The 20877-nt window shown below is 72.4% G+C and carries 22 protein-coding genes and 1 tRNA gene; 10 read left to right on the top strand and 13 right to left on the bottom strand.

Features of this window, described 5'->3' with window-relative positions:
• From DEJ19_RS09420 to DEJ19_RS09410, 3 genes are read left to right on the top strand one after another with little or no spacing between them, the layout of a single operon-like run.
• Window positions 1-720, top strand: coding sequence for a DedA family protein (locus DEJ19_RS09420; RefSeq protein WP_111232820.1), 720 nt, complete (start codon window positions 1-3; stop codon window positions 718-720).
• Window positions 717-1964: a sensor histidine kinase gene (locus tag DEJ19_RS09415; protein WP_181441474.1), complete on the top strand. Its 1248-nt coding sequence runs from the start codon at window positions 717-719 to the stop codon at window positions 1962-1964. Before DEJ19_RS09420 ends, DEJ19_RS09415 begins: the two co-directional genes overlap by 4 nt.
• Window positions 1961-2623: a response regulator gene (locus DEJ19_RS09410; protein WP_111232745.1), complete on the top strand. Its 663-nt coding sequence runs from the start codon at window positions 1961-1963 to the stop codon at window positions 2621-2623. The genes DEJ19_RS09415 and DEJ19_RS09410 overlap by 4 nt, the downstream gene beginning before the upstream one ends.
• Before the next feature lie 86 nt (window positions 2624-2709).
• Here the strand turns inward: DEJ19_RS09410 and DEJ19_RS09405 are convergent, their stop codons facing one another.
• From DEJ19_RS09405 to DEJ19_RS09370, 8 genes are read right to left on the bottom strand one after another with little or no spacing between them, the layout of a single operon-like run.
• Window positions 2710-3213 (bottom strand): Dps family protein, encoded by a 504-nt coding sequence (locus tag DEJ19_RS09405; protein ID WP_071244661.1) that lies wholly within the window; start codon window positions 3211-3213, stop codon window positions 2710-2712.
• Window positions 3214-3265: 52 nt separating this feature from the next.
• Window positions 3266-3688 carry an SIP domain-containing protein gene (locus tag DEJ19_RS09400; protein WP_111232746.1) on the bottom strand — a complete coding sequence of 141 codons (423 nt, stop codon included), beginning with the start codon at window positions 3686-3688 and terminating at the stop codon, window positions 3266-3268.
• Window positions 3689-3717: 29 nt separating this feature from the next.
• Window positions 3718-4392: a TetR/AcrR family transcriptional regulator gene (locus DEJ19_RS09395; RefSeq protein ID WP_110863768.1), complete on the bottom strand. Its 675-nt coding sequence runs from the start codon at window positions 4390-4392 to the stop codon at window positions 3718-3720.
• The gene (locus DEJ19_RS09390; protein WP_111232747.1) at window positions 4389-6473 is read right to left on the bottom strand and encodes a CocE/NonD family hydrolase; all 2085 of its coding nucleotides are present in this window, start codon (window positions 6471-6473) and stop codon (window positions 4389-4391) included. Before DEJ19_RS09390 ends, DEJ19_RS09395 begins: the two co-directional genes overlap by 4 nt.
• Window positions 6470-8257, bottom strand: coding sequence for a dipeptide ABC transporter ATP-binding protein (locus tag DEJ19_RS09385; RefSeq protein WP_111232748.1), 1788 nt, complete (start codon window positions 8255-8257; stop codon window positions 6470-6472). The genes DEJ19_RS09390 and DEJ19_RS09385 overlap by 4 nt, the downstream gene beginning before the upstream one ends.
• A complete protein-coding gene (locus DEJ19_RS09380) occupies window positions 8254-9141 on the bottom strand; it encodes an ABC transporter permease (RefSeq protein ID WP_071244656.1) in 888 nt (295 codons plus the stop codon). The genes DEJ19_RS09385 and DEJ19_RS09380 overlap by 4 nt, the downstream gene beginning before the upstream one ends.
• Window positions 9138-10166, bottom strand: a complete 1029-nt coding sequence (locus DEJ19_RS09375) for an ABC transporter permease (RefSeq protein WP_111232749.1) — start codon at window positions 10164-10166, stop codon at window positions 9138-9140. Before DEJ19_RS09375 ends, DEJ19_RS09380 begins: the two co-directional genes overlap by 4 nt.
• Entirely contained in the window at window positions 10163-11764 is a 1602-nt protein-coding gene (locus DEJ19_RS09370) for an ABC transporter substrate-binding protein (RefSeq protein WP_111232750.1), read from the bottom strand. The genes DEJ19_RS09375 and DEJ19_RS09370 overlap by 4 nt, the downstream gene beginning before the upstream one ends.
• 235 nt (window positions 11765-11999) lie before the next feature.
• On the opposite strand from DEJ19_RS09370, the gene DEJ19_RS09365 reads away from it, so the two are divergent.
• From DEJ19_RS09365 to DEJ19_RS09355, 3 genes are read left to right on the top strand one after another with little or no spacing between them, the layout of a single operon-like run.
• The gene (locus DEJ19_RS09365; RefSeq protein WP_027465568.1) at window positions 12000-12593 is read left to right on the top strand and encodes a molybdopterin-dependent oxidoreductase; all 594 of its coding nucleotides are present in this window, start codon (window positions 12000-12002) and stop codon (window positions 12591-12593) included.
• Complete coding sequence (locus DEJ19_RS09360) at window positions 12590-13381, top strand: ferredoxin reductase (RefSeq protein WP_111092549.1); 792 nt, start codon at window positions 12590-12592, stop codon at window positions 13379-13381. The genes DEJ19_RS09365 and DEJ19_RS09360 overlap by 4 nt, the downstream gene beginning before the upstream one ends.
• Window positions 13381-13650 (top strand): DUF6510 family protein, encoded by a 270-nt coding sequence (locus DEJ19_RS09355; protein WP_111101151.1) that lies wholly within the window; start codon window positions 13381-13383, stop codon window positions 13648-13650. Before DEJ19_RS09360 ends, DEJ19_RS09355 begins: the two co-directional genes overlap by 1 nt.
• A 284-nt stretch (window positions 13651-13934) precedes the next feature.
• Here DEJ19_RS09355 and DEJ19_RS09350 read toward each other — a convergent pair.
• A tRNA-Gly gene (locus tag DEJ19_RS09350) sits at window positions 13935-14006 on the bottom strand.
• 133 nt (window positions 14007-14139) lie between these two features.
• Between DEJ19_RS09350 and DEJ19_RS09345 the strand changes: the two genes are divergently transcribed.
• Window positions 14140-14346 (top strand): hypothetical protein, encoded by a 207-nt coding sequence (locus DEJ19_RS09345; protein WP_111232751.1) that lies wholly within the window; start codon window positions 14140-14142, stop codon window positions 14344-14346.
• 19 nt (window positions 14347-14365) lie between these two features.
• Here DEJ19_RS09345 and DEJ19_RS09340 read toward each other — a convergent pair whose 3' ends face one another.
• Window positions 14366-15751, bottom strand: coding sequence for a hypothetical protein (locus DEJ19_RS09340; protein ID WP_111232752.1), 1386 nt, complete (start codon window positions 15749-15751; stop codon window positions 14366-14368).
• Complete coding sequence (locus tag DEJ19_RS09335; RefSeq protein WP_111232753.1) at window positions 15748-16161, bottom strand: helix-turn-helix domain-containing protein; 414 nt, start codon at window positions 16159-16161, stop codon at window positions 15748-15750. The genes DEJ19_RS09340 and DEJ19_RS09335 overlap by 4 nt, the downstream gene beginning before the upstream one ends.
• A gap of 56 nt (window positions 16162-16217) precedes the next feature.
• Here DEJ19_RS09335 and DEJ19_RS09330 point away from each other — a divergent pair, with 56 nt between their 5' ends.
• Window positions 16218-17093, top strand: coding sequence for an alpha/beta fold hydrolase (locus DEJ19_RS09330; protein ID WP_111232754.1), 876 nt, complete (start codon window positions 16218-16220; stop codon window positions 17091-17093).
• Between the two features lie 15 nt (window positions 17094-17108).
• Here DEJ19_RS09330 and DEJ19_RS09325 read toward each other — a convergent pair whose 3' ends face one another.
• Window positions 17109-17399 carry a hypothetical protein gene (locus DEJ19_RS09325; protein WP_111031764.1) on the bottom strand — a complete coding sequence of 97 codons (291 nt, stop codon included), beginning with the start codon at window positions 17397-17399 and terminating at the stop codon, window positions 17109-17111.
• Window positions 17399-17992 (bottom strand): HdeD family acid-resistance protein, encoded by a 594-nt coding sequence (locus DEJ19_RS09320; protein WP_111232755.1) that lies wholly within the window; start codon window positions 17990-17992, stop codon window positions 17399-17401. The genes DEJ19_RS09325 and DEJ19_RS09320 overlap by 1 nt, the downstream gene beginning before the upstream one ends.
• 256 nt (window positions 17993-18248) lie before the next feature.
• Here DEJ19_RS09320 and DEJ19_RS09315 point away from each other — a divergent pair, with 256 nt between their 5' ends.
• Together DEJ19_RS09315 and DEJ19_RS09310 are read left to right on the top strand one after the other, a co-directional pair.
• Window positions 18249-19001: an HpcH/HpaI aldolase family protein gene (locus DEJ19_RS09315; protein WP_181441475.1), complete on the top strand. Its 753-nt coding sequence runs from the start codon at window positions 18249-18251 to the stop codon at window positions 18999-19001.
• A 134-nt stretch (window positions 19002-19135) separates the two neighbouring features.
• Window positions 19136-20791: a catalase gene (locus DEJ19_RS09310; RefSeq protein WP_111232757.1), complete on the top strand. Its 1656-nt coding sequence runs from the start codon at window positions 19136-19138 to the stop codon at window positions 20789-20791.
• Window positions 20792-20877 lie beyond the last annotated feature (86 nt).

Raw genomic sequence — 20877 nt, 5'->3', positions numbered from 1 at the left:
GTGTTCGACCAGATCACCCCGCTCGTCGTCGAGCTGGCCGCGAGCCCGCTCGTCTACGTCGTCCTCTTCGTCCTGTGCCTGGTGGACGGCTTCTTCCCGCCGGTGCCGAGCGAGTCCGCCCTGGTCGCGGTCGCCGCGATCGCCGCGACGTCCGGACAGCCCGTCCTCGCCGTGGTGCTCGTCGCCGCCGCCCTCGGAGCGATCGCCGGCGACTCGATCGCGTACTGGATCGGGCGCCGGATCGGGTTCGCTCGCCTGGCCCGGTCGAAGCGACCACGGATCGCGGCGGCCTTCGCGTTCGCGGAGCGGCAGATGCAGCGCCGCTCCGCCAGCCTCATCCTGACCGGTCGCTTCATCCCGGTCGGCCGGGTCGCGGTCAACATGACCGCCGGCGCGACCCGGCTGTCCTACCGCCGGTTCCTCGCGATCAGCGCGATCGCTGGGCTGGCGTGGTCGGCAGTGTCGATCGGCATCGCCCTGGCCGCGTCGAGCGTGCTGCACGAACCGATCGTCGCCGCCCTGGTGTCGATGGTGGTCGCCGCCGGGCTCGGGATCGCGGTCGACCGGGTGCTCGGTACCATCAGCCGCAAGCGCGAATCCCGCGAAGCCCGCGCCGCAGCCGCAGCCGCAGCCACCACAGCCACACCCGCCACCGCCATCGCCATCGCCATCGCCCCCGAACCCTGCCTCGCCCGAACCGGAGAGACCGCCCGCCCGTGACCGTCGTCCCGAAGCCCCGACCCACCTGGGTCCGGCCAGCCGTGCAGATCGGCTTCGTCGTCGTCGCGGTGTCCCTGTTCGCCGTCGCCGCGCCGGTGACCGCGGTGTTCTACGGCGTCCCCGTGCCGCTCGCGTTGCTCGTGACCGCCGTGCTGTCGGCGAGCATCGGCCTCGCACCGCTCGTCCCCCGCACGGCGTCGGTCGCGCACCTCGTCGCCCTCGCCGGCCTCGGGATCCTGACGGCACCCGGTACCGTCGGGCCCTGGCCGGTCTCCGTCACGAGCATCATCGGCCTCAGCGTGCTGCTCGTGGTCCTGGGCGTCCGCACCACCTGGCGGCTCACCGCGGTGGTCTGGGTCGCGGCGACACTGCTCACCCTGCTGCTCATCGGCGTGACGCCCGACCGGTGGGGGCAGGTCGACGTCTGGGCGACGAGCTTCGTGGTGAGCGCCGGCGACACCCTCGTCGTGGCCGCCGCTGCGGTCGTCATCGGGCAGCGCCGGACCGTGCGCGAGGAACTCGCCGCCGCCCGCCGCGACACCGAGCTCGAGCAGGCCCGACGCCGGACGGTCGAGGAGCGCTCCCGGATCGCCCGTGAGCTCCACGACGTCGTCGCCCACAGCATGTCCGTCGTGCACATGCAGGCCGAGTCCGCCCCGTACCGCGTCGCGGACCTGCCGCCGGACGCCCGCACCGAGTTCGCCGCGATCGCCGAGACCTCGCGCACGGCCCTGCGGGAGATGCGGCAGCTGCTCGGCACCCTGCGTGGCGACGCCGACGCCGAGCGTGCGCCGCAGCCGCGGCTCGCCGACCTGCCCGCACTGGTGCAGGCCACCCGCGCGGCCGGCATCCCCGTCGACCTCCGACTCGACGAGCGGCTCGACCCGGACCTCGACGACGTCGACCGGCTCGCACAGCTCACCGTGTACCGGGTCGTGCAGGAGGCGCTCGGCAACGTCGCCCGGCACGCGCCCGGTGCGACCACCGTCGTGACGGTCGGGAGGCACGGCTCGGCCCTCACGGTCGAGGTCGCCAACACCGCGCCACCGGCCGGCAGCGTGCCCGGTGCTCCGCCGGACGACGGCGGCTTCGGTCTGGCGGGCATGCGCGAGCGGGTCGCCGCGCTCCGCGGCACCATCGACCACGGACCGGACCCGGACGGCGGCTTCCGCGTCGCCGTCAGTCTGCCCACCCAGCTCACCGCGACCACGTCGCAGCCGACGGCCGACAGGGGAACGCGATGACGCGGGTGATGCTGGTCGACGACCAGCAGATGTTCCGTGTCGGACTGCGGGCGATCCTCCAGGCCCAGGACGACGTCGAGGTCGTCGGCGAGGCCGCGAACGGTGCCGACGCGGTCGTCATGGCGATCCGGCTCCGGCCGGACGTGATCCTGATGGACGTCCGGATGCCGGAGCTCGACGGGATCGAGGCGACCCGGCGGATCACCGCGGCGCCCGCGGAGTCGCCCGTCCGCGTGGTGATGCTCACGACGTTCGACATCGACGACTACGTGTTCGACGCACTCCGTGCCGGGGCGAGCGGGTTCCTGCTCAAGGACGCGAGCGCCGAGGAGCTCGTGCAGGCCGTGCGGACCGTCGCGGCCGGCGACTCCCTGCTCGCCCCGAGGGTGACCCGGCACCTCGTCGAGGCCTTCGTCGCCGGTCCGCAGCCGGCGGCCCCGCGGACCGAGGTGCTCGACGTGCTGACCGACCGGGAGCGCGACGTGTTCCTGCTGATGGCGCGGGGGCGGTCGAACGGTGAGATCGCGGCGGAGCTGTTCATCGCGGAGCAGACCGTGAAGACCCACGTCGGCCGGGTCCTGGCGAAGCTGCAGCTGCGGGACCGGGTGCACGCCGTCGTGCTGGCCTACGAGAGCGGGCTGGTCACGCCGTCCGGGTGAGGTGCGGGCCCGGGACGTGACCGCAGACGGACGGGAGGCCCGGTGCCATCTGGCACCGGGCCTCCCGTCAGCGGTGTGGTCGCGACTCAGGCGGCGAGGTGCGCCTGCAGGAACCAGCGGTCCTTGGTCAGCGCGCGCTCGATCTCGATCGCGACGTCCTGGCTGTTGAGGTCGACCTCGTCGAGGCCGTCGACCGCACGGCGGACCTGCAGCAGCGCGGCGTCGATCTGGGCGATCACCTCGGTGATGGTGACGTCCGAGTTCTGGAAGCCCTGCGACAGCGGCGGCAGGGTGGTGTTCGCGGCGACGGTCGCGATGCGCGAGTCGACCGGCAGGCCGAGGGCGACGATGCGCTCCGCAGCCTTGTCCGCGTAGTCCTGCGCGTGCTCGACGATCTCGTCGAGGAGCTCGTGCACGCCGACGAAGTTGCGGCCACGGACGTGCCAGTGGGCCTGCTTGCCGTTGACGACGAGCGCCTCGAGGTCGATGACGACGGGGGCGAGGAACTGGGCGACCCCGGCTGCGAGCTCCGGCGTGGTCGAGAACGGGGACGTGGTGCTCGGGGTGGTGGTGCTGCTCTGCGTGGTCATGGCACAACCATGCCCCCGTCTTTTGCACATTGCAAGGAAGAGCAGGCTGCCCTTACCCGCCGTACTCGACCTGGACCTGCTGGCCGGCGTCGGTGAGCTCGAGCTGCACCATGGACCGAGCGCCCTCGATCCACGGGCTGTCCGCGCACCCGATCCACACCGAGGTGCGGGGCTCGCAGCCCGTCACGCACCACTCGGCGGCCCACCCGGTCAGGGCGTGTGCCAGCGCTTCGCCGTGGTCCGCGAAGACCAGCGGAGCGACGGCCGAGCTGCGGGCGCTCCGGACCAGCCAGGTCACGGTGACGCGCGGCGGGGCCGGCAGGATGCGGATCTGCTCGTCGAGGGCGACCTCGACGAACACCTGCCCGTACGCGTTCTCGGGGAGTTCCTCGAGCTGGCGGTGGATCTCGACGAGGTCCTCGGCACCGCCCGCGATGAGGATGCGTTCGCTGGGCTGTCGCCGGGTCCGTGCCATGTGGCAACGGTAAGGGAAGCCTTACCTCATCACAAGGGGGAACGACCCATTCCGGCGATGTCCACAGCGGGCACACCGAGTTCGTGCGACAGGAACCGCCACATCCACGACAGGGCGACCGTGTTCGTCAGCCCCGGGACGCCCTGGGCGATCTGGGTCGCGACGCCGTCGCTGTACGCGGCGAGCTGCAGCGCGACGGTTTCGGCGTCGACGGGGTCGCCGCCGTCGCTGCCCTGGCGTGTGCCACCGAACACCCCCGCGTCCACCCCGCGCCGGATGACCCGCACCAGGCAGGCCTCCCAGACGCGGATGCGTTCGGCGTACTCGGCGGCGACCTCGGGCCGCCGGACCACCGCGGTCCAGTAGTCGGACCAGATCCGCCAGTGCTGCCGGACCTGCTCGGTGTCGCCGAACAGCGGGGCGACGAGCATCCGCAGCCCCACCAGCACGTCGGGTTCGGCGTCGACCGCTGCGACGATGGCGCCGTAGAAGCGCTCCGTCTCGAGCACCACGACCTCGTTGAGGATCTCCGCGACACTGCCGAAGTGGTACGTCACGGTGCCGACGGAGACGCCGGCCTCGGCCGCGATGTCGCGCAGTCCGGTTGCGCCGACGCCGTTCCGGACGATCACCGCGCGGGCGGCCTCGACGATCATCGCGCGTCGGACCTCCGGCCGCTGCCGGACGCGTGCCGCCGCGGTCACGCCGAGGTCCGTGGGACGTCGTCGACGAATGTCCGCTCGGTCACGAGCACCTCGGGTTCGTCGGGTCCGCCGTCGCGTGCCCAGGCGCGCACGGTGTTGACGACGTGGAAGGTGTCGGCGTCGGCGGTGACCTCGGACGTCGTCTCGAGGCGCGCGGCCCACTCCGGCTTCGTCAGCCCGATCGCCCAGCGGGAACTCGCCCGTGCGCTGGTCGGGTCGTCGGAGCGGATCCGGTACGTCTCGCGGGCGTCCTCGGTGAACACCAGGCCGTCCGGGTAGACGCGCCCGCCGCCGTACCCGGGGTCGACGTCGAGCGTCCACTCCCCCGTCTCGACGTCGTGCGTCACCGTGCGCTGCGGCAGCGGGTCGGCCGGCGCGACGCGCTCGATCACGAGGGGCTCGGACCGTTCGGGCTCGGCGAAGACCACCCCGTCGTCGGCCGATCGGGTCCAGGTGGGCAGGGTGACGCTCGAGGCGGTCGGGTCGATCGTCACCGTGGCCTCGACGCCGTGCGGCCACACCCACGGCCAGTACGACGACGAGACCGCGATGCGCAGCCGGTGTCCGGCGGCGAACCGGTGTCCGGTCGAGACCAGGCGCACGGGCAGGTCGGCGGGCGTCCCGGGCTCGAGCACGTCGTCGCGGTCCATGCCGTCGCGCTTCGCGGCGTTCAGCACCCCGCGCGTGACGAGCGTCGACGAGCCGTCCGGTGCGACGTCGCAGAGCCGCACGGTCAGGGTGGCCCGGGGCTGGTCGCTCGTGACGGACAGCCGCACGAGCACGTTGCCGAGCAGGTCGAACGCCTTGCCGACGGGCAGGTCGAAGGTCACCGAACGGCCGTCCTCGGCGCGCTGGTCCGTCGGCAGGTCGGTCGCGTTGCCGAACGGGAAGAACCGACCGGCGTCCACCCCGGTGTGCTGCGGCGACCGCACGACGACCGGCCCGAGGTCACCGCCGCGCAGGGCGGCGAGGGGCAGGACACGCTCGTGGGTCGCGGCGGAGGGCCACGCCTCGGCACCGATCCAGCGACCGCGGCGGCCGGCGTAGTAGGGCGCGGGGGCTTCGCCCTCGTTGATCCAGGCCCGCAGTGCGGGGTCGTCCTCGACGCCGGTGTCGACCCCGCGCAGCCAGCGGTCCCACCACCGCAGGGTCTCCTGCAGGAACCCGATCGACGGCCCCGGCGCGAGCCCACGGTCCGGGTACTGGTGCGACCACGGGCCGACGATCCCCTTCACGGGGGCGCTGACGTGGTCGACGAGCCGCAGCACGGCGTCCCGGTACGGGTCCGCCCAGCCACCGACCGCGAGCACCGCGGCGCGGATGCCGTCGTAGTCCTCGGCCGCGCTGCCGTGCCGCCAGTAGCCGTCCCGCTCCTGGTGTGCCAGCCACACCGGCGTCATCGGGCGGTTCGCCTCGAGGCGTTCCCGCCACCGGTCGATCCACCCGGCACCGACGACCTCGGGCCGGGGCGGCCGCGAGTTGAAGGCGAACATCGTCGCGCCCCAGGCCGCCATGTCGATGCCGAGCACGGCGCCGCCGACGTAGTGCACGTCGTTGTCGTACCGGTCATCCGTCGAGCAGACCGTCACGATGGCCTTGAGGGCGGCGGGTGCCCGGGCTGCGAGCTGCAGCGCGTTGAAGCCGCCCCACGAGATGCCGAACATGCCGACGGCACCGGTCGACCACGGCTGCTCGGCGAGCCAGGCGATCACGGCTTCGCCGTCGAGCAGCTCCTGCTCGCTGTACTCGTCGTCGAAGAACCCGTCGGACGACCCGGTGCCGCGGATGTCGACCCGCACCGAGGCGTAGCCGTGCTGGGCGTACCAGGGGTGCCGCTCCGAGTCGCGCGGTGCGGTCCAGTCGTCGAGCCGGTACGGCAGGTACTCGAGCAGCACCGGCGTCGGGTCGCTGGGCGCACCCGACTGCGTCGGCGACTGCGACGGCGCCCAGATCCGGGCGTGCAGCCGGACACCGTCGGGCATCGGGATCCACTCGTCGCGGACCGTCACGCCCGCGGGCAGCGAGCCAGGGTCGCCGATGGCGGTGAAGGTGGTGGCGGCGGTGCCGTCGTCGGTGGTCATGCGTCCTCCCAGTTGCGGGTGCGGTGTCCGTCGCCGTGGTCGGTCCAGCCGTCAGCGTGCCGCCAGCGCGGCACCCCGTCACCGACGTCGGGCAGGGTCGTGCTGCCGGGTTCGAGCGTCGCCGCGAGCAACGTCGACGTGTACGGGTGGTTCGGGCCGGTGAACACCCGCTCGGTCGGCCCGATCTCGACGATCCGGCCGCCGGTCATCACCGCGACCCGGTCCGCCACACCCCGCACCACGGCGAGGTCGTGGCTGATGAACAGGCAGGCGAGGCCCCGCTCGCGCTGCAGGTCGGCCAGCAGCGCGAGGATCCCCGCCTGCACCTGCACGTCGAGCGCCGTGGTGATCTCGTCGGCGATCACGAGCGACGGCTCGGCCGCCAGTGCGCGCGCGATCCCGACGCGCTGTCGCTGCCCACCGGACAGCTGCGCGGGCAGGCGGTCGGCGAACTCGGGCCCGAGTCCGACCTGGGTGAGCAGGGCGGCCACGCGCTCGCGCGAGGACGAGCCGCTGAACAGCCGGAGCGGCCGCGCGACGGCTGCACCCACGGTGCGCCGCGGGTTGAGCGACGTGTCCGCGTTCTGGAACACGAGCTGCACGGCGCGCCGCAGGGCGGGCGCGCGGCCGGCGATCGGCTCGCGCAGGTCGCCGCTCGTCGTGCCGTCGTCGTACGCGAACGTCCCCGACTCGGCCGGTACCAGGCCGGCCAGCGCCGTCGCGAGCGTCGACTTGCCGCTGCCGGACTCGCCGACGACGGCGAGCGTCTCGTGCGCGGCGATCGTGAACGAGACGCCGTCGACGGCGGCCGGCAGGCCGCGGCCGTAGCGGATCACCAGGTCGTCCGCGGTCACCACGGGGCGGGCGGGACTTCCGGGAGGCACGGTGCCGGTGGCCGTGGAGCCGACCGTCCCGGGGGCGGTCGCGTCGTCGGGCACGTGGCCCGTCCCTCCAGGCCGTCGCCCGTCCGGCACCGCGGCCAGCAGGGCGCGCGTGTACTCGTGCTGCGGTGCGGCGAAGAGCGCCGTGGTGGCGGCGTGCTCGACGACCTCGCCGTCGCGCATCACGGCGATCTCGTCCGCCATGGCGGACACCACCCCGAGGTCGTGGCTGACGAGCAGGACGGCCATGCCGAGCTGCCGACCGAGGTCGGCGACCAGGTCGAGGACCGCGGCCTGCGTGACCACGTCGAGGGCGGTGGTCGGTTCGTCGAGGACGAGCACGCGCGGTCGGGCGGCGACGGCCATCGCGATGGCGATGCGCTGCTGCTGCCCGCCGGACAACTGGTGCGGGTACCGGCGGACGATCCCGTCGGGGTCCGGCAGCCGGACCAGCCGGACCAGCTCGGCGACGCGTTCGGGGCCGTCGGGCTCGCCGTGGGCGCGGAGGGCCTCGCGGATCTGCTCGCCGACGCGCATCGACGGGGTGAGCGCCTGTCCGGCGTTCTGGGCGACGACCGAGGCGGTGCCGCCGCGGAGCGCCCGGCGGCCGGCCGGCGACAGGGCGAACACGTCGGCGCCGTCGACGCGGACCGTCCCGCCGTCGATCGCCGACCCGGCGCGCAGGTGTGCGAGGAGCGTTCGCGCGACGGTCGACTTGCCGCTGCCGGACTCGCCGACCAGGCCGAGGGTGCGACCGGCCTCGATCGTGAACGAGACACCCCGGACGACGGGGACGCGTCGCTTGCCGGCGGCGTACGAGATGGACAGGTCGTCGACGCGGACGATCGCGTCGGGCACGGTCGTCGTCGCGGCGGACGTCGTGCCGGTGTCGGTGCGGGTCATGCGCTGACTCCCTGCTTGGCGCGGTCGACGCCGAGCGACTTGCTCAGGCCGTCGGCCGCGAGGTTCAGTCCGATCACCAGCGTGGCGAGGGCCACGATCGGGGCGAGGGTGCCGAGCGGCACCACGGTGAGCGCGGTGCGGTTCTCCTGCACCATCAGGCCCCAGTCCGGGGTCGGCGGGTTCGCGCCGAAGCCCAGGAAGGACAGCGACGCGACGAGCAGCACGATCCACGAGGCCCGCATCGCGTACTCGACGAGCACGACGTCGAGCACGTTCGGCAGGATCTCGCGGAACACGATCGACAGCGGCCGCTCGCCCCGGGCGCGGGCAGCGGTGACGTAGTCCTGGGTGATCACGGTGCGGGCGGCGCCGCGGACGACCCGGGTCACCGCGGGGGCGTAGACGACGGTGACGGCGAGGACGATGACCCAGAGGCCGGCGTCGAAGACCGTCACGACGACCAGGAGCGCGAGGATCGACGGCACGCTGAGCAGGGCGTCGACGACGCGCATGACGACCTCGTCGAACCAGTTGTCGGCGTAGGCCGTGACGCAGCCGAGCACGGTGCCGACCGCGACGGCGATCGTGGTGGCGAGGAAGGTCACGGACAGCGCGTACCGGCCGCCGTTCAGCGTGCGGGACAGCACGTCCCGGCCGTACTGGTCGGTGCCGAGCCAGTGCGTCCACGTCGGACCGGCGAGCACGTCGCCCGCGTTCGTGGCGACCGGGTCGTGCCCGGCGATGACCGGCGCGAGCAGGGCGAGGACGACGTGCAGGGCGATGAGGCCGAGGCCGATGCTCAGCGCCGTCGACCCGCGCAGGGGTGCGAGCGCGCCGGCGAGCACGTCGCGTCCGACGCGGCGGCGGGGTGCGGTGGCGGTCATGCGGCGGCCTTCCTGGTGCTGCGGGCGCCGCGGGTGCGCGTGCGCGGTCGTCGCTGGCGGGTCCGCAGCTTCGGGTCGAGTGCGAGCGCGACGAGGTCGGCGGCCAGGTTGCACACGACGTAGATCAGGGCGCTCAGCAGGGCGATCGCCTCGATTGTGGGCAGGTCGCGGTTGAACACCGACTCGAGCATGAGCTTGCCCATCCCCGGGTAGTTGAAGACGTTCTCGACCACCACGACACCGCCGAGCAGCCACGCGACGTTGAGCGCGACGACGTTGAGCGTCGGCAGCAGGGCGCTCGGCACCGCGTGCTTCCACACCACCCGGCGCATCGTCAGGCCCTTGAGCTCGGCCGTCGTGGCGAACTCCGACGCCATCACGTCGATGGTCGACGAGCGGGCCGTCCGCACGATGTAGGCGGCCATCGCGAGCGTCAGCACGATGATCGGCAGCCAGATGGTGGGCAGCAGCTCGGCGACGGTGGCGTCGCTCCCCCGCAGCACGACGGCGGGGAACACCGGAAGGCCGATCGCGAACAGCAGCACCAGGACGGTGGCGACCATGAACTCCGGCACGCTCATCACGACCAGGCTGACGATCGAGATCACCTTGTCGCTCGGACGACCGCGGCGGACACCGGCGACGACACCGAGCGTCAGGGACACCGTGACGCCGACGAGCATCGCGGGCACGGCGATGAGCATGCTGTTCCGGAAGGCCGTGAACAGCGTCGGGGCGACCGGTTCCCCGCTGACGAGCGAGGTGCCGAAGTCGCCGTGCACGGCGCCGCCGAGCCACTGCAGGTAGCGGAGCCAGACGTTCTGGTCGAGACCGAGGGTCTCGCGCAGGTGCTTCACGGCGTCGGGGGTGGCGTTCTGCCCGAGCAGCTGCTGGGCGACGTCACCGGGGAGCGCCTGCACCGCGAGGAACACGAACAGCGAGGCGAGCACCACGGTCAGCACGGCGATGCCGACGCGGCGGAGGACGGGGACGAGGACGTCCGACGGTGTGTTCGTGGTCGTCATCGGCGCAGTCCGATCCGCAGGTAGTCGAACTCGAAGCCGTACTCCGAGTAGTTCACGACGTCGCGGGACAACCCCACGAGCCGGTCGCCGAACATCGGCGTCATGTCGGCACCGTCCTCGACGACGAGCCGCTGGGCGTCCTGGTACAGGGTGAGCCGCTTGGCGTCGTCCATCTCGGCGCGGGCGTCGTCGAGCAGCCCGTCGAAGGTCTCGTTCGACCAGGCGCTCTCGTTGTACGACGACCCCGAGCGGAAGATCTGGTTGAGCAGCTGGTCGATCGGCCGCCCCGTGAACCAGTAGCTCACCATGAGTGGCTTCTGCATCCAGATCTGCGTGTAGTACGAGTCCGAGCTGGCGTTGCGGACGGTCAGACGGATGCCCGCATCGGCGACGGCGTCGCGGTAGGCGACGGCCATCGGGGTGAACACCGACTCGTAGCTCGACGTGTAGATCGCGGCGCGGAAGTCCTCGTGCCCGGCCTGCTTGAGCAGCGCCCGGGCCTTGTCCGGGTCGTACTCGCGGTGGTCGTCGACGAACGCGGCGAGCTGCGGCGGCACGGGGTTGTCCCAACCCGCCGAACCGGTGCCCTGCAGGGCGGTGTCGACGATCTTCCGAGGGTCGTAGGCGAGCTTCATCGCCTGGCGCACCCGCGGGTCGCTGAACTCGTCGCTGGTGGCGAGCATCGGGATCGTGTACCACTGGGCGTTCTTCGACCGGGCGACGGTGGCGCGGTCGGACGCCGAGACCACCCGGGCGGTGGCGAAGTCCAGGTTGGTCTGCGAGATGAGGTCGATCTGCCCGGCGAGCAGGGCGTTCACCCGCGCGGTGGTGTCCTGGATCGAGTAGAAGTCGATGCCGTCGAGCGCCGGGCGGCCGGCGAAGTGGTCCGGGAACGCCTCGACGCTGCCGGCACCGGCGGGGGTGAACGACGACAGCCGGAACGGCCCCGTCCCGATCCCGGTGCGGCCGATGTCGGCGATGGCGTCGGCCGGCACGATGTAGCACTGGTAGGCCGTGAGCAGCGACGGGAACTCGGCGTTGGGCTTGGTCAGCGAGAAGCGCAGCGTGTACGGGTCGACGGCGCGCATCGAGTCGGCGTCCATGACCTCGCCGAGCACCCCGGCCTGCGGGCTGCCGGTCTTCTCGTCGAGGATGTGCCGGATGCTCGCGATGGCGTCGTCGGCGGTGAACCGAGAGCCGTCGTGGAAGGTCACGCCCCGGCGGAGCGCGAAGGTCCACTCGGTGCCGTCGGCGTTCGCGGACCACTCCTCGGCCAGGTCCGGGACCGGGGTGCCTTGCTGGTCGAGCTTGACGAGCCGGTTGTACAGCGCGCCGAGGTACTCGTAGGCCGACAGCGAGCTCGCGGAGTCGAGGGTCTCGGCGGCGGACGCGGCGGGCCGCGCGATGCGCAGGCGTCCGCCGCGACGGGCGACGCCGGTGGCCGCGGCCTCGGGGATCGTGGGGGTGCCGGCGGTCGCACCGGAGCTGCATCCGGCGAGCGTGAGCAGGCCGAGGCCGGCCAGACCGGCGGCGCCGGTGATGAGCGCCCGACGGCTCGGACCGTGGGCATTGCGGGGTTCGGGGACGATGGGCTGCATTCGGGGTGACCCCTCCTGTAATCGTTCCGGTGAACGATAGAGGTCCCGGGCCGATCCCCCAAGCCCGCTCCTGACGCGCGGATCACCACCGCGTCCGACCCGATCGGCGAGCCCGCGCGGATCCGCCGCCGCGCACGACCGTTCCGTACACGGGTGGAACGTTTACCAACCCGTTACACGGCACCGCCCGGCACACGGCATGATCGGGAACGCACCGACGTCCCCGAGGAGGACCATGGCCACGTTCACCCGCGGGTTCGGCGGTCGCCGCGACGACCGCGACGACACCCGCATCCCGCCAGGTCAGACCCTGGTCCGCGACTGGCCCGTCCTGTCCGCCGGGGCGACGCCCGACATCGAGCCGACCGACTGGGCCTTCTCGATCCGCACCGAGTCCGGCCTGCACCAGTGGACCTGGGACGAGGTGCACGCACTCGGCGTCGAGGACGTCACGGTCGACATCCACTGCGTCACGCACTGGACCAAGCTCGACATGCCGTGGCGGGGTGTCCCGCTCGACCGCCTGTTCGCGGACGTCGAGACCGAACTCGACTACTGCATGGTGCACAGCTACGGCGGCTACACGACCAACGTCCCGCTCGACGAGCTGCTCGACGGCAAGTCCTGGATCGCGTTCGAGGCCGACGGCGAGCCCCTGACGCCCGAGCACGGTGGGCCCGCCCGCCTGCTGGTCCCCCACCTGTACTTCTGGAAGAGCGCCAAGTGGGTGCGCGGCATCGTCATGCAGTCCGACGACGAGCCCGGCTTCTGGGAGAACGCGGGCTACAACCTGCACGGCGACCCGTGGAAGGAAGAGCGGTACTGGTGACGCTCCCCGACACCGGCCTGGAGGCACGGATCACCCCCGTCGCTCGTCCCGCCACCCGCAGGCGGCCGGCCTGGCACGCCGCCACCGTCGCGTCCGTCGGCCGCGAGACGACGAACGCGCGGCGGATCGTCCTGGACGTCCCGACCTGGCCGGGCAACGACCCCGGGCAGCACCTGGACCTGCGGCTGACCGCCGAGGACGGCTACCAGGCACAGCGCTCGTACTCGATCGCGTCGGCCGGCCCCGCGACCGACGTCGTCCTCGCGGTCGACCGGGTGGACGGCGGCGAGGTCTCGCCGTTCCTCGTCGATGCCGTCGAGGTCGGCGATGCACTCGAGGTCCACGGCCCCCTGGGCGGCTGGTTCGTCTGGCGGCCGGGCGAGTCCACCCGGCCGGTGCAGCTCATCGCCGGCGGCTCCGGCATCGTGCCGCTCGTCGCGATGGTGACCGCCCACGCCGAGGCGGACGACCCGGCGCCCTTCCGGCTCCTCGCGGCCGTCCGCACACCGGACGACGTCTTCTTCCGTGCGGAACTCGACCAGGCGCTCGCGAGCCGGGCACCGCTCGAGGTGACCCACGTGTACAGCCGCACCGCGCCTCCAGGCTCGACCGTGCCGGCCGGACGGCTGACGCGGGACACGCTCGCTGCCGCGGTGTTCCCGCCGGACGCGGGCGCCCTGGTCTACGTGTGCGGGTCGACGCCGTTCGTCGAGCAGGTGCTGCGCTGGCTCACCGAGCTCGGACACGACACGAGTGACGTCCGCGCCGAACGGTTCGGGGGCAACTGATGGTCGTCGTGGACGGCAACGCGCTGGCGGGGACACTGGCCGACAGTCTGGGACCCGAGCCGACCGTGGTCGCCCTGCGCTGCGCCGGGTGCGGGTCGCTCGGGGTGCTCGGGCAGACCACCGTCTACCGCACCGCGATGGGGTCGGTGGCGCGCTGCCGCGGGTGTGACACGGTGCTCGTCACGGTCGTCGAGTCCGGGGCCCGACGGTGGGTGGGGTTGCCCGGCGCCCGCACGATGTCGGCGCCGATACCGGACGGCATCGAGTAGCACAAGGCTTGCGCGGCGGGTCGTGCGGGTTTCTTGCGGGTTCCCGCAACCGTGGATCCGGTTCCCACCCGAACGGGGGACGGCTCCGGATACATCCTCGGAACTGCGCCGGGCCACCCACCCGGCGCGTGCCAGTGGGGGCAGGGTCGCCTCCGCGCCCGGTGGGCGCGGGAACCCGAAGCCTGCGCCCGCTGGGCCCCCACGCCTTCGGTGCCGCGACGCCCCGCAACGACGGAACCCCCGCCGCTCTTCCGAGCGACGGGGGTTCCGGTCTTCCTGTTCTGAGCGGATGACGAGATTCGAACTCGCGACCCTCACCTTGGCAAGGTGATGCGCTACCACTGCGCCACATCCGCATTCACACGCCGTCCTGGCCGTGCGGAGATGACTCTACCCGAAGAAGGGCGGCATCACCGGTTCCGGTGAAGGTTCCGGGCGTGTCCGGCGCGGCGCGGGCGGTCCGTCAGGTCGACGGAGTTCGATCGGACCATGAGCTACGTGCACGACAATCCCGGCGGGACCGAGGCCCACGGCGTCGACCTGGTCGACGGCGACGCCCCCGCGATCCGGATCCTGGTGCACGGCGACCTGCCGACCACGATCGAGCACGAGGGCCGCACCTGGCTCGCGACGGGCGACGCCCACGACGCGGGCGACGACGACACCCCGCCGATCGCGATCTACCGCCCGATCTGAGCCGACCCAGGGCTGCCCGTCAGTGGCCGCGGACGTCTCCCGTCAGGATCGCGTGCTCGACACCCGCTGACAGCTCGTCGTGCAGGGCGTCCGCGAAGAACTCTCCGGCACCCAGGCTGATGAGGTGCGCGACCGCGGCCTCGGCGGCCGGGAACCCGGGCTCCCACTCGTCGTGCAGGAACGCGCGGACGTGTCCGGACTCGTGCACGACGACCACGCCGATGTGCTCGTGCCGGGTGCCGTCCTCGAGCACGGCGTCGAAGACGATGGGTTCGGTGTCCTCGCCGAGCTCCTCGAGCAGGACGGTACCGCTCCCCGGCCACTCCGTCCGGTACGGCGGCAGGTCGGGTGCGTGCAGGTGCCCAGCGAGCTCGTCCGACGCCGACTCGATGTGTCCGGTGGACAGGTACTCGTCGACGACGTCGTGGATGCGGGCGTGCAGGTCCGGCTCGTACTGCCACCAACGCTGGTGCACGGTGCGGAGCCACTCCTGGGTCGCGGCGTCGGCCGAGGCCGAGATCCCCACGAGCTGCGGTGCGGTGCCGGGCGAACCGACGACCTCGAGCTGTTCGTCGTGCGTCTCGACCGTGATCGACCCGGTGGTCTCGTCCGGGTGCACGCCGTGGACGTCCTCGGGCGCGGCGGCCCAGATGCTGGCGGGGAGCTTCGGCGGCAGGTCGAAGGGCACCGCGATCGCGGGTTGCGTCATCGCGTGGTCGATAGCGTCGCCGAGGTGCACCTCGTCCGCCCGGGACCCCATCACGATGCCACCGGCCGGCGGGACGAGCGACAGGTGTTCCAGGTCGTCCGGCGCGGCGTTCATCGAGGTGAGCACCGCGGTGTCGGCCCACTGCACGAACGCGCCGGCGGACCGGTCGTCCTCACCGAACGGCACGTCCCACACCGACGGGTCCGTGAGCACCCACGATGCGGTGCGGCCGGCCGGTCCGTGGCGGACGGCGTCGACGATCGCCGGCACCAGTCCGGGCAGCGCCCGGTACGCGGGACGGACCGTGAGCCGGTCGACGGCGAGCAGGTCGGGCTTGCCGAGCATCTCGGCGGCGTGGGTCTGCAGCGAGAAGAACGTCTCCCCCGTCGCGTCCTGCGCGGCGACGGCGGACGCGAAGGACCCGGCGACGTCGGAGACCTGGTAGCCGAGCACCAGCGCCTCGAGCGACTCCGGTGCACGGCTCGTGAACGCGGTGACCTCGGCGACGGAGACCGCCTCGGTCTCGTCGTCGTCGTCGGTGATCGGGACGCGGACGTCGATCACCCACCGGTCGACGTCCTGCCCGGGGTAGGCGTCACCGTCCTCATCCGAGATCGTGATGTGCACCAGGCGCAGGGAACCGTCCCAAGCGTCGTGGACGTGCTGGGCGATGGCGGCATCGGGGTCGTCGTTCACGGACGCAACGGTACCGGTGCGGAGGGCACCGGCCCGAGCCGCGTGCCCGAGGAGGCGTACGCGGAGCACGACGGGCACCGCGTCAGCAGGTCGTGGGTGCAGTCGATCACGTGCTCGAGGAACCGCTCGGCATCGGCCAGCTGGTCACGCTGCGCCCGGATCCGGCGGAGACGTTCGGCGATCACTCCGGACCGGTCGGGTTCACTCCGCCGGAGCACCAGCCGGATCTCCGCCAGGCTCATGCCGACGCCCTGGCAGGCCCGGACGACCTGCAGGCGACGGACGTCTTCCTCGGAGTACTCCCGGTGTCCCGACGGCGCTCGATCGGGGACGACGACCCCCGTGTCGTGCCAGTGCCGCAGCACGTGGGCCTCGACGCCGATCCGCCGAGCTGCTGCACCGATCCGCACCGTGCCCCGTTCGTTCCTCTTGACCTCAGGTCGACCTGAGGTCCTAGCGTCAGACCATGCTGCCACGCCGAGTGCCCCTCCCCGTCCCCCTCCCCGCTCCGGTCCCCGTCGTCGTGGACGGCACGACCATCGCCACGAGGGTCCTCGTGCCGTCAGGACCGGCACGCGGCGACGTCGTCCTGTGCCACGGCACACCCTGGTCGTCGGCGGTCTGGACCGAGGTCGGCCGGGCGCTCGCGCAGGACCACCGGGTGTTCCTCTGGGACATGCCCGGGTACGGCGACTCGGACCGCGGGCCGACCGTGGACACCACGCTCCGAGCACAGGCGATCCGTCTCGGCGCGCTCCTCGACCGGTGGGGGCTCGATCGACCCCACCTGGTCGCACACGACGTGGGCGGCGCAGTGGCGCTCCGGGCGCACCTGCTGCACGGTGCCGAGTACGCGAGCCTGTTCCTCTGGGACGCCGTCGTGCTCGACCCCTGGGGGTCTCCGCTCTTCCGGCTGGTGGCGGAGCACCGTGACGTCTTCGACCGACTCCCCGGCGACCTGCACGCCGCCCTGGTGCGGCAGTACATCGACGGTGCGTCGTCGCGGGGCTTCTCGCCGGCGGACCTCGAGACCCTGGCGCGGCCGTGGGCCGGCCCCGAAGGGCAGGTCGCGTTCTCACTCCAGATCGCCGCGCTGACCCCCGACGACACCCGGGCCGTGGCCGAGCTGTTGGGCTCCGTGCGGTGCCGGACCCGGATCGGGTGGGGGCGGCAGGACCCCTGGATCCCCCTGCACCAGGCGTACGACCTGCAGACGGCGCTGCCGGGGCACCCCGAGGTCGTCGTGCTCGACGACGTCGGCCACCTCGCGCCGTGGGAGGACCCCGTCGCGGTCACGGCCGCACTCCGGCAGTGGGTGCACCGTCCGGAGAGTTCGGATTGACCCGCACGGCGTCGTTCAGATCAGGGCGCGGGCGGCGAGCACGACGGCCGCTCCCCCGACGGTCAGCGCCGCGAGTACGGACAGCACCACCGCGACGGTGTCCCGCCGGGCCGGGGCACTCGAGCGGACGGCACCGGCGACGAGCTGCTGGGCCGCCGCCAGGGACGCTGCGCTCCCGAGTGGGCGGTCGTCCTGGTCGAACGCCAGGAACCGCCCACGGACGTGCAGCACGAGCCCCAGGCTGGTCCCGTGGTCGCGCGCCACCCACGACTTCGGTCCCTGCTGCTCCCAGCGGACGGCGAGCATCAGGGGCCAGGGACCGGCAGGCCGGTCCGCTCCCCCTCCGGACGCGGCCAGCTGAACGCGACGACGAGCTGGACGACACCGAACACGATGAGCACGCTCCCCACCGCGGCCACCGTCACGAGCGCGCCGAGGCCCGGCAGGTTCATCACCAGGATGCCGCTCAGCACACTGAGCACGGCGAGCACCACGGTCAGCGCACGGCGGCCCACCCACGGTGCGTAGATGAGTGCGATGCCCTCGATGATCCAGGCGAACCCGAGCAGCAGCGCCACCCACCGCGCCCCGATCGGCGGGAACACGATCGCGACGACACCGCCGGCGACCACCAGCGCCCCGAGGACCACCAGCCCGGCCTGACGCCACCAGACCCGAGGGTGCACCTGGAGTCCCCGGACGACCAGCGCCGCCCCCGACACGACCAGGTAGATCCCGAAGACCCACGACACCGCGAACAGCGTCGCGTGGGGCAGGACGATCGCAGCCAGTCCGGCGAGCACGCCCACCGCGCCGACGATCCCGAACGCCACCCGGATCCCGTCGCCGCCCTGCGGAAGCGAGCCAGTCCGCTGGCCGACGTCACGTTCGTCACGCATGTCCGTCCGACCTCCCTGCAGGTCCCGACTGGTGCTGTGGTGCTGGTGGGTGCTGGCGACCTGTGATCGCCCGTGCGGTGCGTCCTGCGCACAGGACTACACCCGAAGGTGAGCACTTGTCCATGTCCCATGCGTGCGCATGAGGCCACGCCTCCAGTCCCGGCGGACGAGCGCCGAGCGCTCCGTGGACGGTAGCCTGACGCGCCGGCCGACGAACCACCGGCGATCGCGACGGCAGACCAGACGGAGGACCACGGTGCCAGCACTCGGAGACGGCCGCGCCGACGGCGTGTGGTGCACGCTCGGCGAACCCCGGACCACCGCGCAGATCGCCCAGAACGGGTTCGCCTGGCTCGGCCTCGACGCCCAGCACGGCGCCTTCGACGACGCCACACTCCTGGCGACGATGCCGGCGCTCGCCGCGGTCGCACCGCAGGTCCCCGTTGCCATTCGCGTCGCCGAGGGCTCGGACGCCGCGATCGGCCGTGCGCTCGACCTCGGCGCCGACATCGTGATCGTCCCGATGATCGAGACCGTCGAGCAGGCCGAGCACGCCGTCCGTGCCGCGCACTACCCACCGCGGGGCCGACGGAGCTGGGGGCCGATGGCGGGTGTCTGGGGCGGCGCGGCACCATCCGCCGCCGCTGCCGACCCCGAGGTGTGGGTGATGCTCGAGACACCCGAGGGCCTCCGTGCGGCCGAGCAGATCCTGGCGGTCCCGAGCGTCTCGGCGGTGTTCGTCGGCCCCTTCGACCTGTCGATCGGGCTCGGCGTGGATCTGCGCGAGCTGCTCGACGCCGACAGCGCCACGGACCCCCTCCCCGCGATCGTCGCCGCAGCCCGCCGCGCCGGCAAGCGCACCGGCGCCTTCGCCGGTGACCTGGCCCGCGCCGAACGGCTCCGCGCGCTCGGGTTCGACCGCGTCGCCGTCGTCACCGACGGGACCCTGCTCGCCCACGGTGCGGCCGCGGTGCTCGGTGCCGCAGCCACCGGTCGCACCTCGTACTGACGGCTCGACAGCGGCGTCCGCGCAAGCGAGCGGCCCTCGTCCGCGTCCTCGGCGCCGCTGGGAGGGCGTGCCCGCGCCCCGGTCCACACTCGGTCGGGAACCCGAGCCGACCGCGACCGCAGAGAGGACGAGACATGACCGACGTCTCCAGCCAACCGCCCGCCGAGGGCGACGACCGCCGCATCCTGACGAACCGCCAGGGCCACCCCGTCTACGACAACCAGAACCAGCGCACCGTCGGGGCCCGTGGCCCGGCGACGCTCGAGAACTACCAGTTCCTCGAGAAGATCAGCCACTTCGACCGCGAACGGATCCCGGAGCGGGTCGTGCACGCGCGCGGTGCCGTCGCCTTCGGGTACTTCGAGGCCACCGGCACGTGGGGTGACGAACCCATCGCGCAGTACACCCGCGCGAAGCTGTTCCAGGAGCCCGGCAAGCGCACCGACCTGGCGATCCGGTTCTCCACCGTGATCGGCGGCCGTGACTCCTCCGAGGCTGCCCGCGACCCGCGCGGCTTCGCCGTGAAGTTCTACACCGAGGACGGCAACTGGGACCTCGTCGGCAACAACCTCGGCGTCTTCTTCATCCGCGACGCCATCAAGTTCCCCGACGTGATCCACTCCCTCAAGCCCGACCCCGTGACCTTCCGCCAGGAGCCGGCGCGCATCTTCGACTTCATGTCGCAGACCCCCGAGTCGATGCACATGCTCGTCAACCTGTTCAGTCCACGCGGCATCCCCGCGAACTACCGCGCCCAGCAGGGCTTCGGCGTGAACACCTACAAGTGGGTGAACGCGGACGGTGACACCAAGCTCGTCAAGTACCACTGGATCCCGTCGGTGGGCGTGTCCTCGATGACCGAGGCCGACGCCGCCGCGGTGCAGGCCGGCGACCTCGGGCACGCGTCGAAGGACCTGTACGAGGCGATCGAGCGTGGTGAGTACCCCGAGTGGGAGCTCCGTGTGCAGCTCATGGACGACCACGAGCACCCGGAGCTCGACTTCGACCCGCTCGACGACACGAAGGTGTGGCCGGAGAACGAGTTCCCGCCGAAGCCCGTCGGCAAGATGGTCCTGAACCGCAACGTCACGAACCACTTCGCCGAGAACGAGCAGCTGTCCTTCGGCACCGGCGTGCTCGTCGACGGCCTGGACTTCTCCGACGACAAGATGCTCGTCGGCCGCACGTTCTCGTACTCGGACACGCAGCGCTACCGCGTCGGCCCGAACTACCTGCAGCTGCCGGTGAACGCCCCGAAGAACGGCGCCGTCGCGACCAACCAGCGCGACGGACAGATGGCGTACCACCAGGACCACGGCGGCGAGAACCCGCACGTCAACTACGAGCCGTCGATCACCGGCGGCCTGCGCGAGGCGGAGTACCCGACCCACGACGACCAGGGGCCGGAGATCGTCGGGCGTCTCACCCGCAAGCGGATCCCCCGGACGAACGACTACACCCAGGCCGGCCAGCGGTACCTGCTCCTGCAGGACTGGGAGCGCGACGACCTCGTCGCGAACTTCGTCGACCTCATCTCGCAGGCGGCCCGTCCGGTGCAGGAGCGCATGCTCTGGCACTTCTACATGGTCGAGGACGACCTGGGTCGTCGCGTGGGCGAGGGACTCGGCATCACCCTCGACGAGGTCAAGGACCTGCCCCCGCTGCAGTCCCAGACGCTCAGCGACGACGAGCTCGCCCGCCTGGCGAACCTCGGCCACAACGGCTCCCGCGACGTCGACGGGCTGATGATGACGCACTGCGTCCCCGACGAACGTGCCGTGCGCGTCTGACACGCGACCCCAGGACGGACGGGAGGCCCGGTGCCAGCTGGCACCGGGCCTCCCGTCCGTCTCGCTGCCGTCACCTGCCGCAGCGC

The organism is Curtobacterium sp. MCSS17_016, assembly GCF_003234255.2.
GTDB lineage: Bacteria > Actinomycetota > Actinomycetes > Actinomycetales > Microbacteriaceae > Curtobacterium > Curtobacterium flaccumfaciens.
This window is presented reverse-complemented; position numbering and strand designations above follow the sequence as displayed.

Excerpts from the sequence above, each read along its gene's own strand:
- DEJ19_RS09410 (WP_111232745.1), top strand. The coding sequence starts at position 1,961 with ATGACGCGGGTGATGCTGGTCGACGACCAGCAGATGTTCCGTGTCGGA.
- DEJ19_RS09405 (WP_071244661.1), bottom strand. The coding sequence starts at position 3,213 with ATGACCACGCAGAGCAGCACCACCACCCCGAGCACCACGTCCCCGTTC.
- DEJ19_RS09400 (WP_111232746.1), bottom strand. The coding sequence starts at position 3,688 with ATGGCACGGACCCGGCGACAGCCCAGCGAACGCATCCTCATCGCGGGC.
- DEJ19_RS09390 (WP_111232747.1), bottom strand. The coding sequence starts at position 6,473 with ATGACCACCGACGACGGCACCGCCGCCACCACCTTCACCGCCATCGGC.
- DEJ19_RS09385 (WP_111232748.1), bottom strand. The coding sequence starts at position 8,257 with ATGACCCGCACCGACACCGGCACGACGTCCGCCGCGACGACGACCGTG.
- DEJ19_RS09380 (WP_071244656.1), bottom strand. The coding sequence starts at position 9,141 with ATGACCGCCACCGCACCCCGCCGCCGCGTCGGACGCGACGTGCTCGCC.
- DEJ19_RS09375 (WP_111232749.1), bottom strand. The coding sequence starts at position 10,166 with ATGACGACCACGAACACACCGTCGGACGTCCTCGTCCCCGTCCTCCGC.
- DEJ19_RS09370 (WP_111232750.1), bottom strand. The coding sequence starts at position 11,764 with ATGCAGCCCATCGTCCCCGAACCCCGCAATGCCCACGGTCCGAGCCGT.
- DEJ19_RS09365 (WP_027465568.1), top strand. The coding sequence starts at position 12,000 with ATGGCCACGTTCACCCGCGGGTTCGGCGGTCGCCGCGACGACCGCGAC.
- DEJ19_RS09355 (WP_111101151.1), top strand. The coding sequence starts at position 13,381 with ATGGTCGTCGTGGACGGCAACGCGCTGGCGGGGACACTGGCCGACAGT.
- DEJ19_RS09345 (WP_111232751.1), top strand. The coding sequence starts at position 14,140 with ATGAGCTACGTGCACGACAATCCCGGCGGGACCGAGGCCCACGGCGTC.
- DEJ19_RS09330 (WP_111232754.1), top strand. The coding sequence starts at position 16,218 with ATGCTGCCACGCCGAGTGCCCCTCCCCGTCCCCCTCCCCGCTCCGGTC.
- DEJ19_RS09325 (WP_111031764.1), bottom strand. The coding sequence starts at position 17,399 with ATGCTCGCCGTCCGCTGGGAGCAGCAGGGACCGAAGTCGTGGGTGGCG.
- DEJ19_RS09320 (WP_111232755.1), bottom strand. The coding sequence starts at position 17,992 with ATGCGTGACGAACGTGACGTCGGCCAGCGGACTGGCTCGCTTCCGCAG.
- DEJ19_RS09310 (WP_111232757.1), top strand. The coding sequence starts at position 19,136 with ATGACCGACGTCTCCAGCCAACCGCCCGCCGAGGGCGACGACCGCCGC.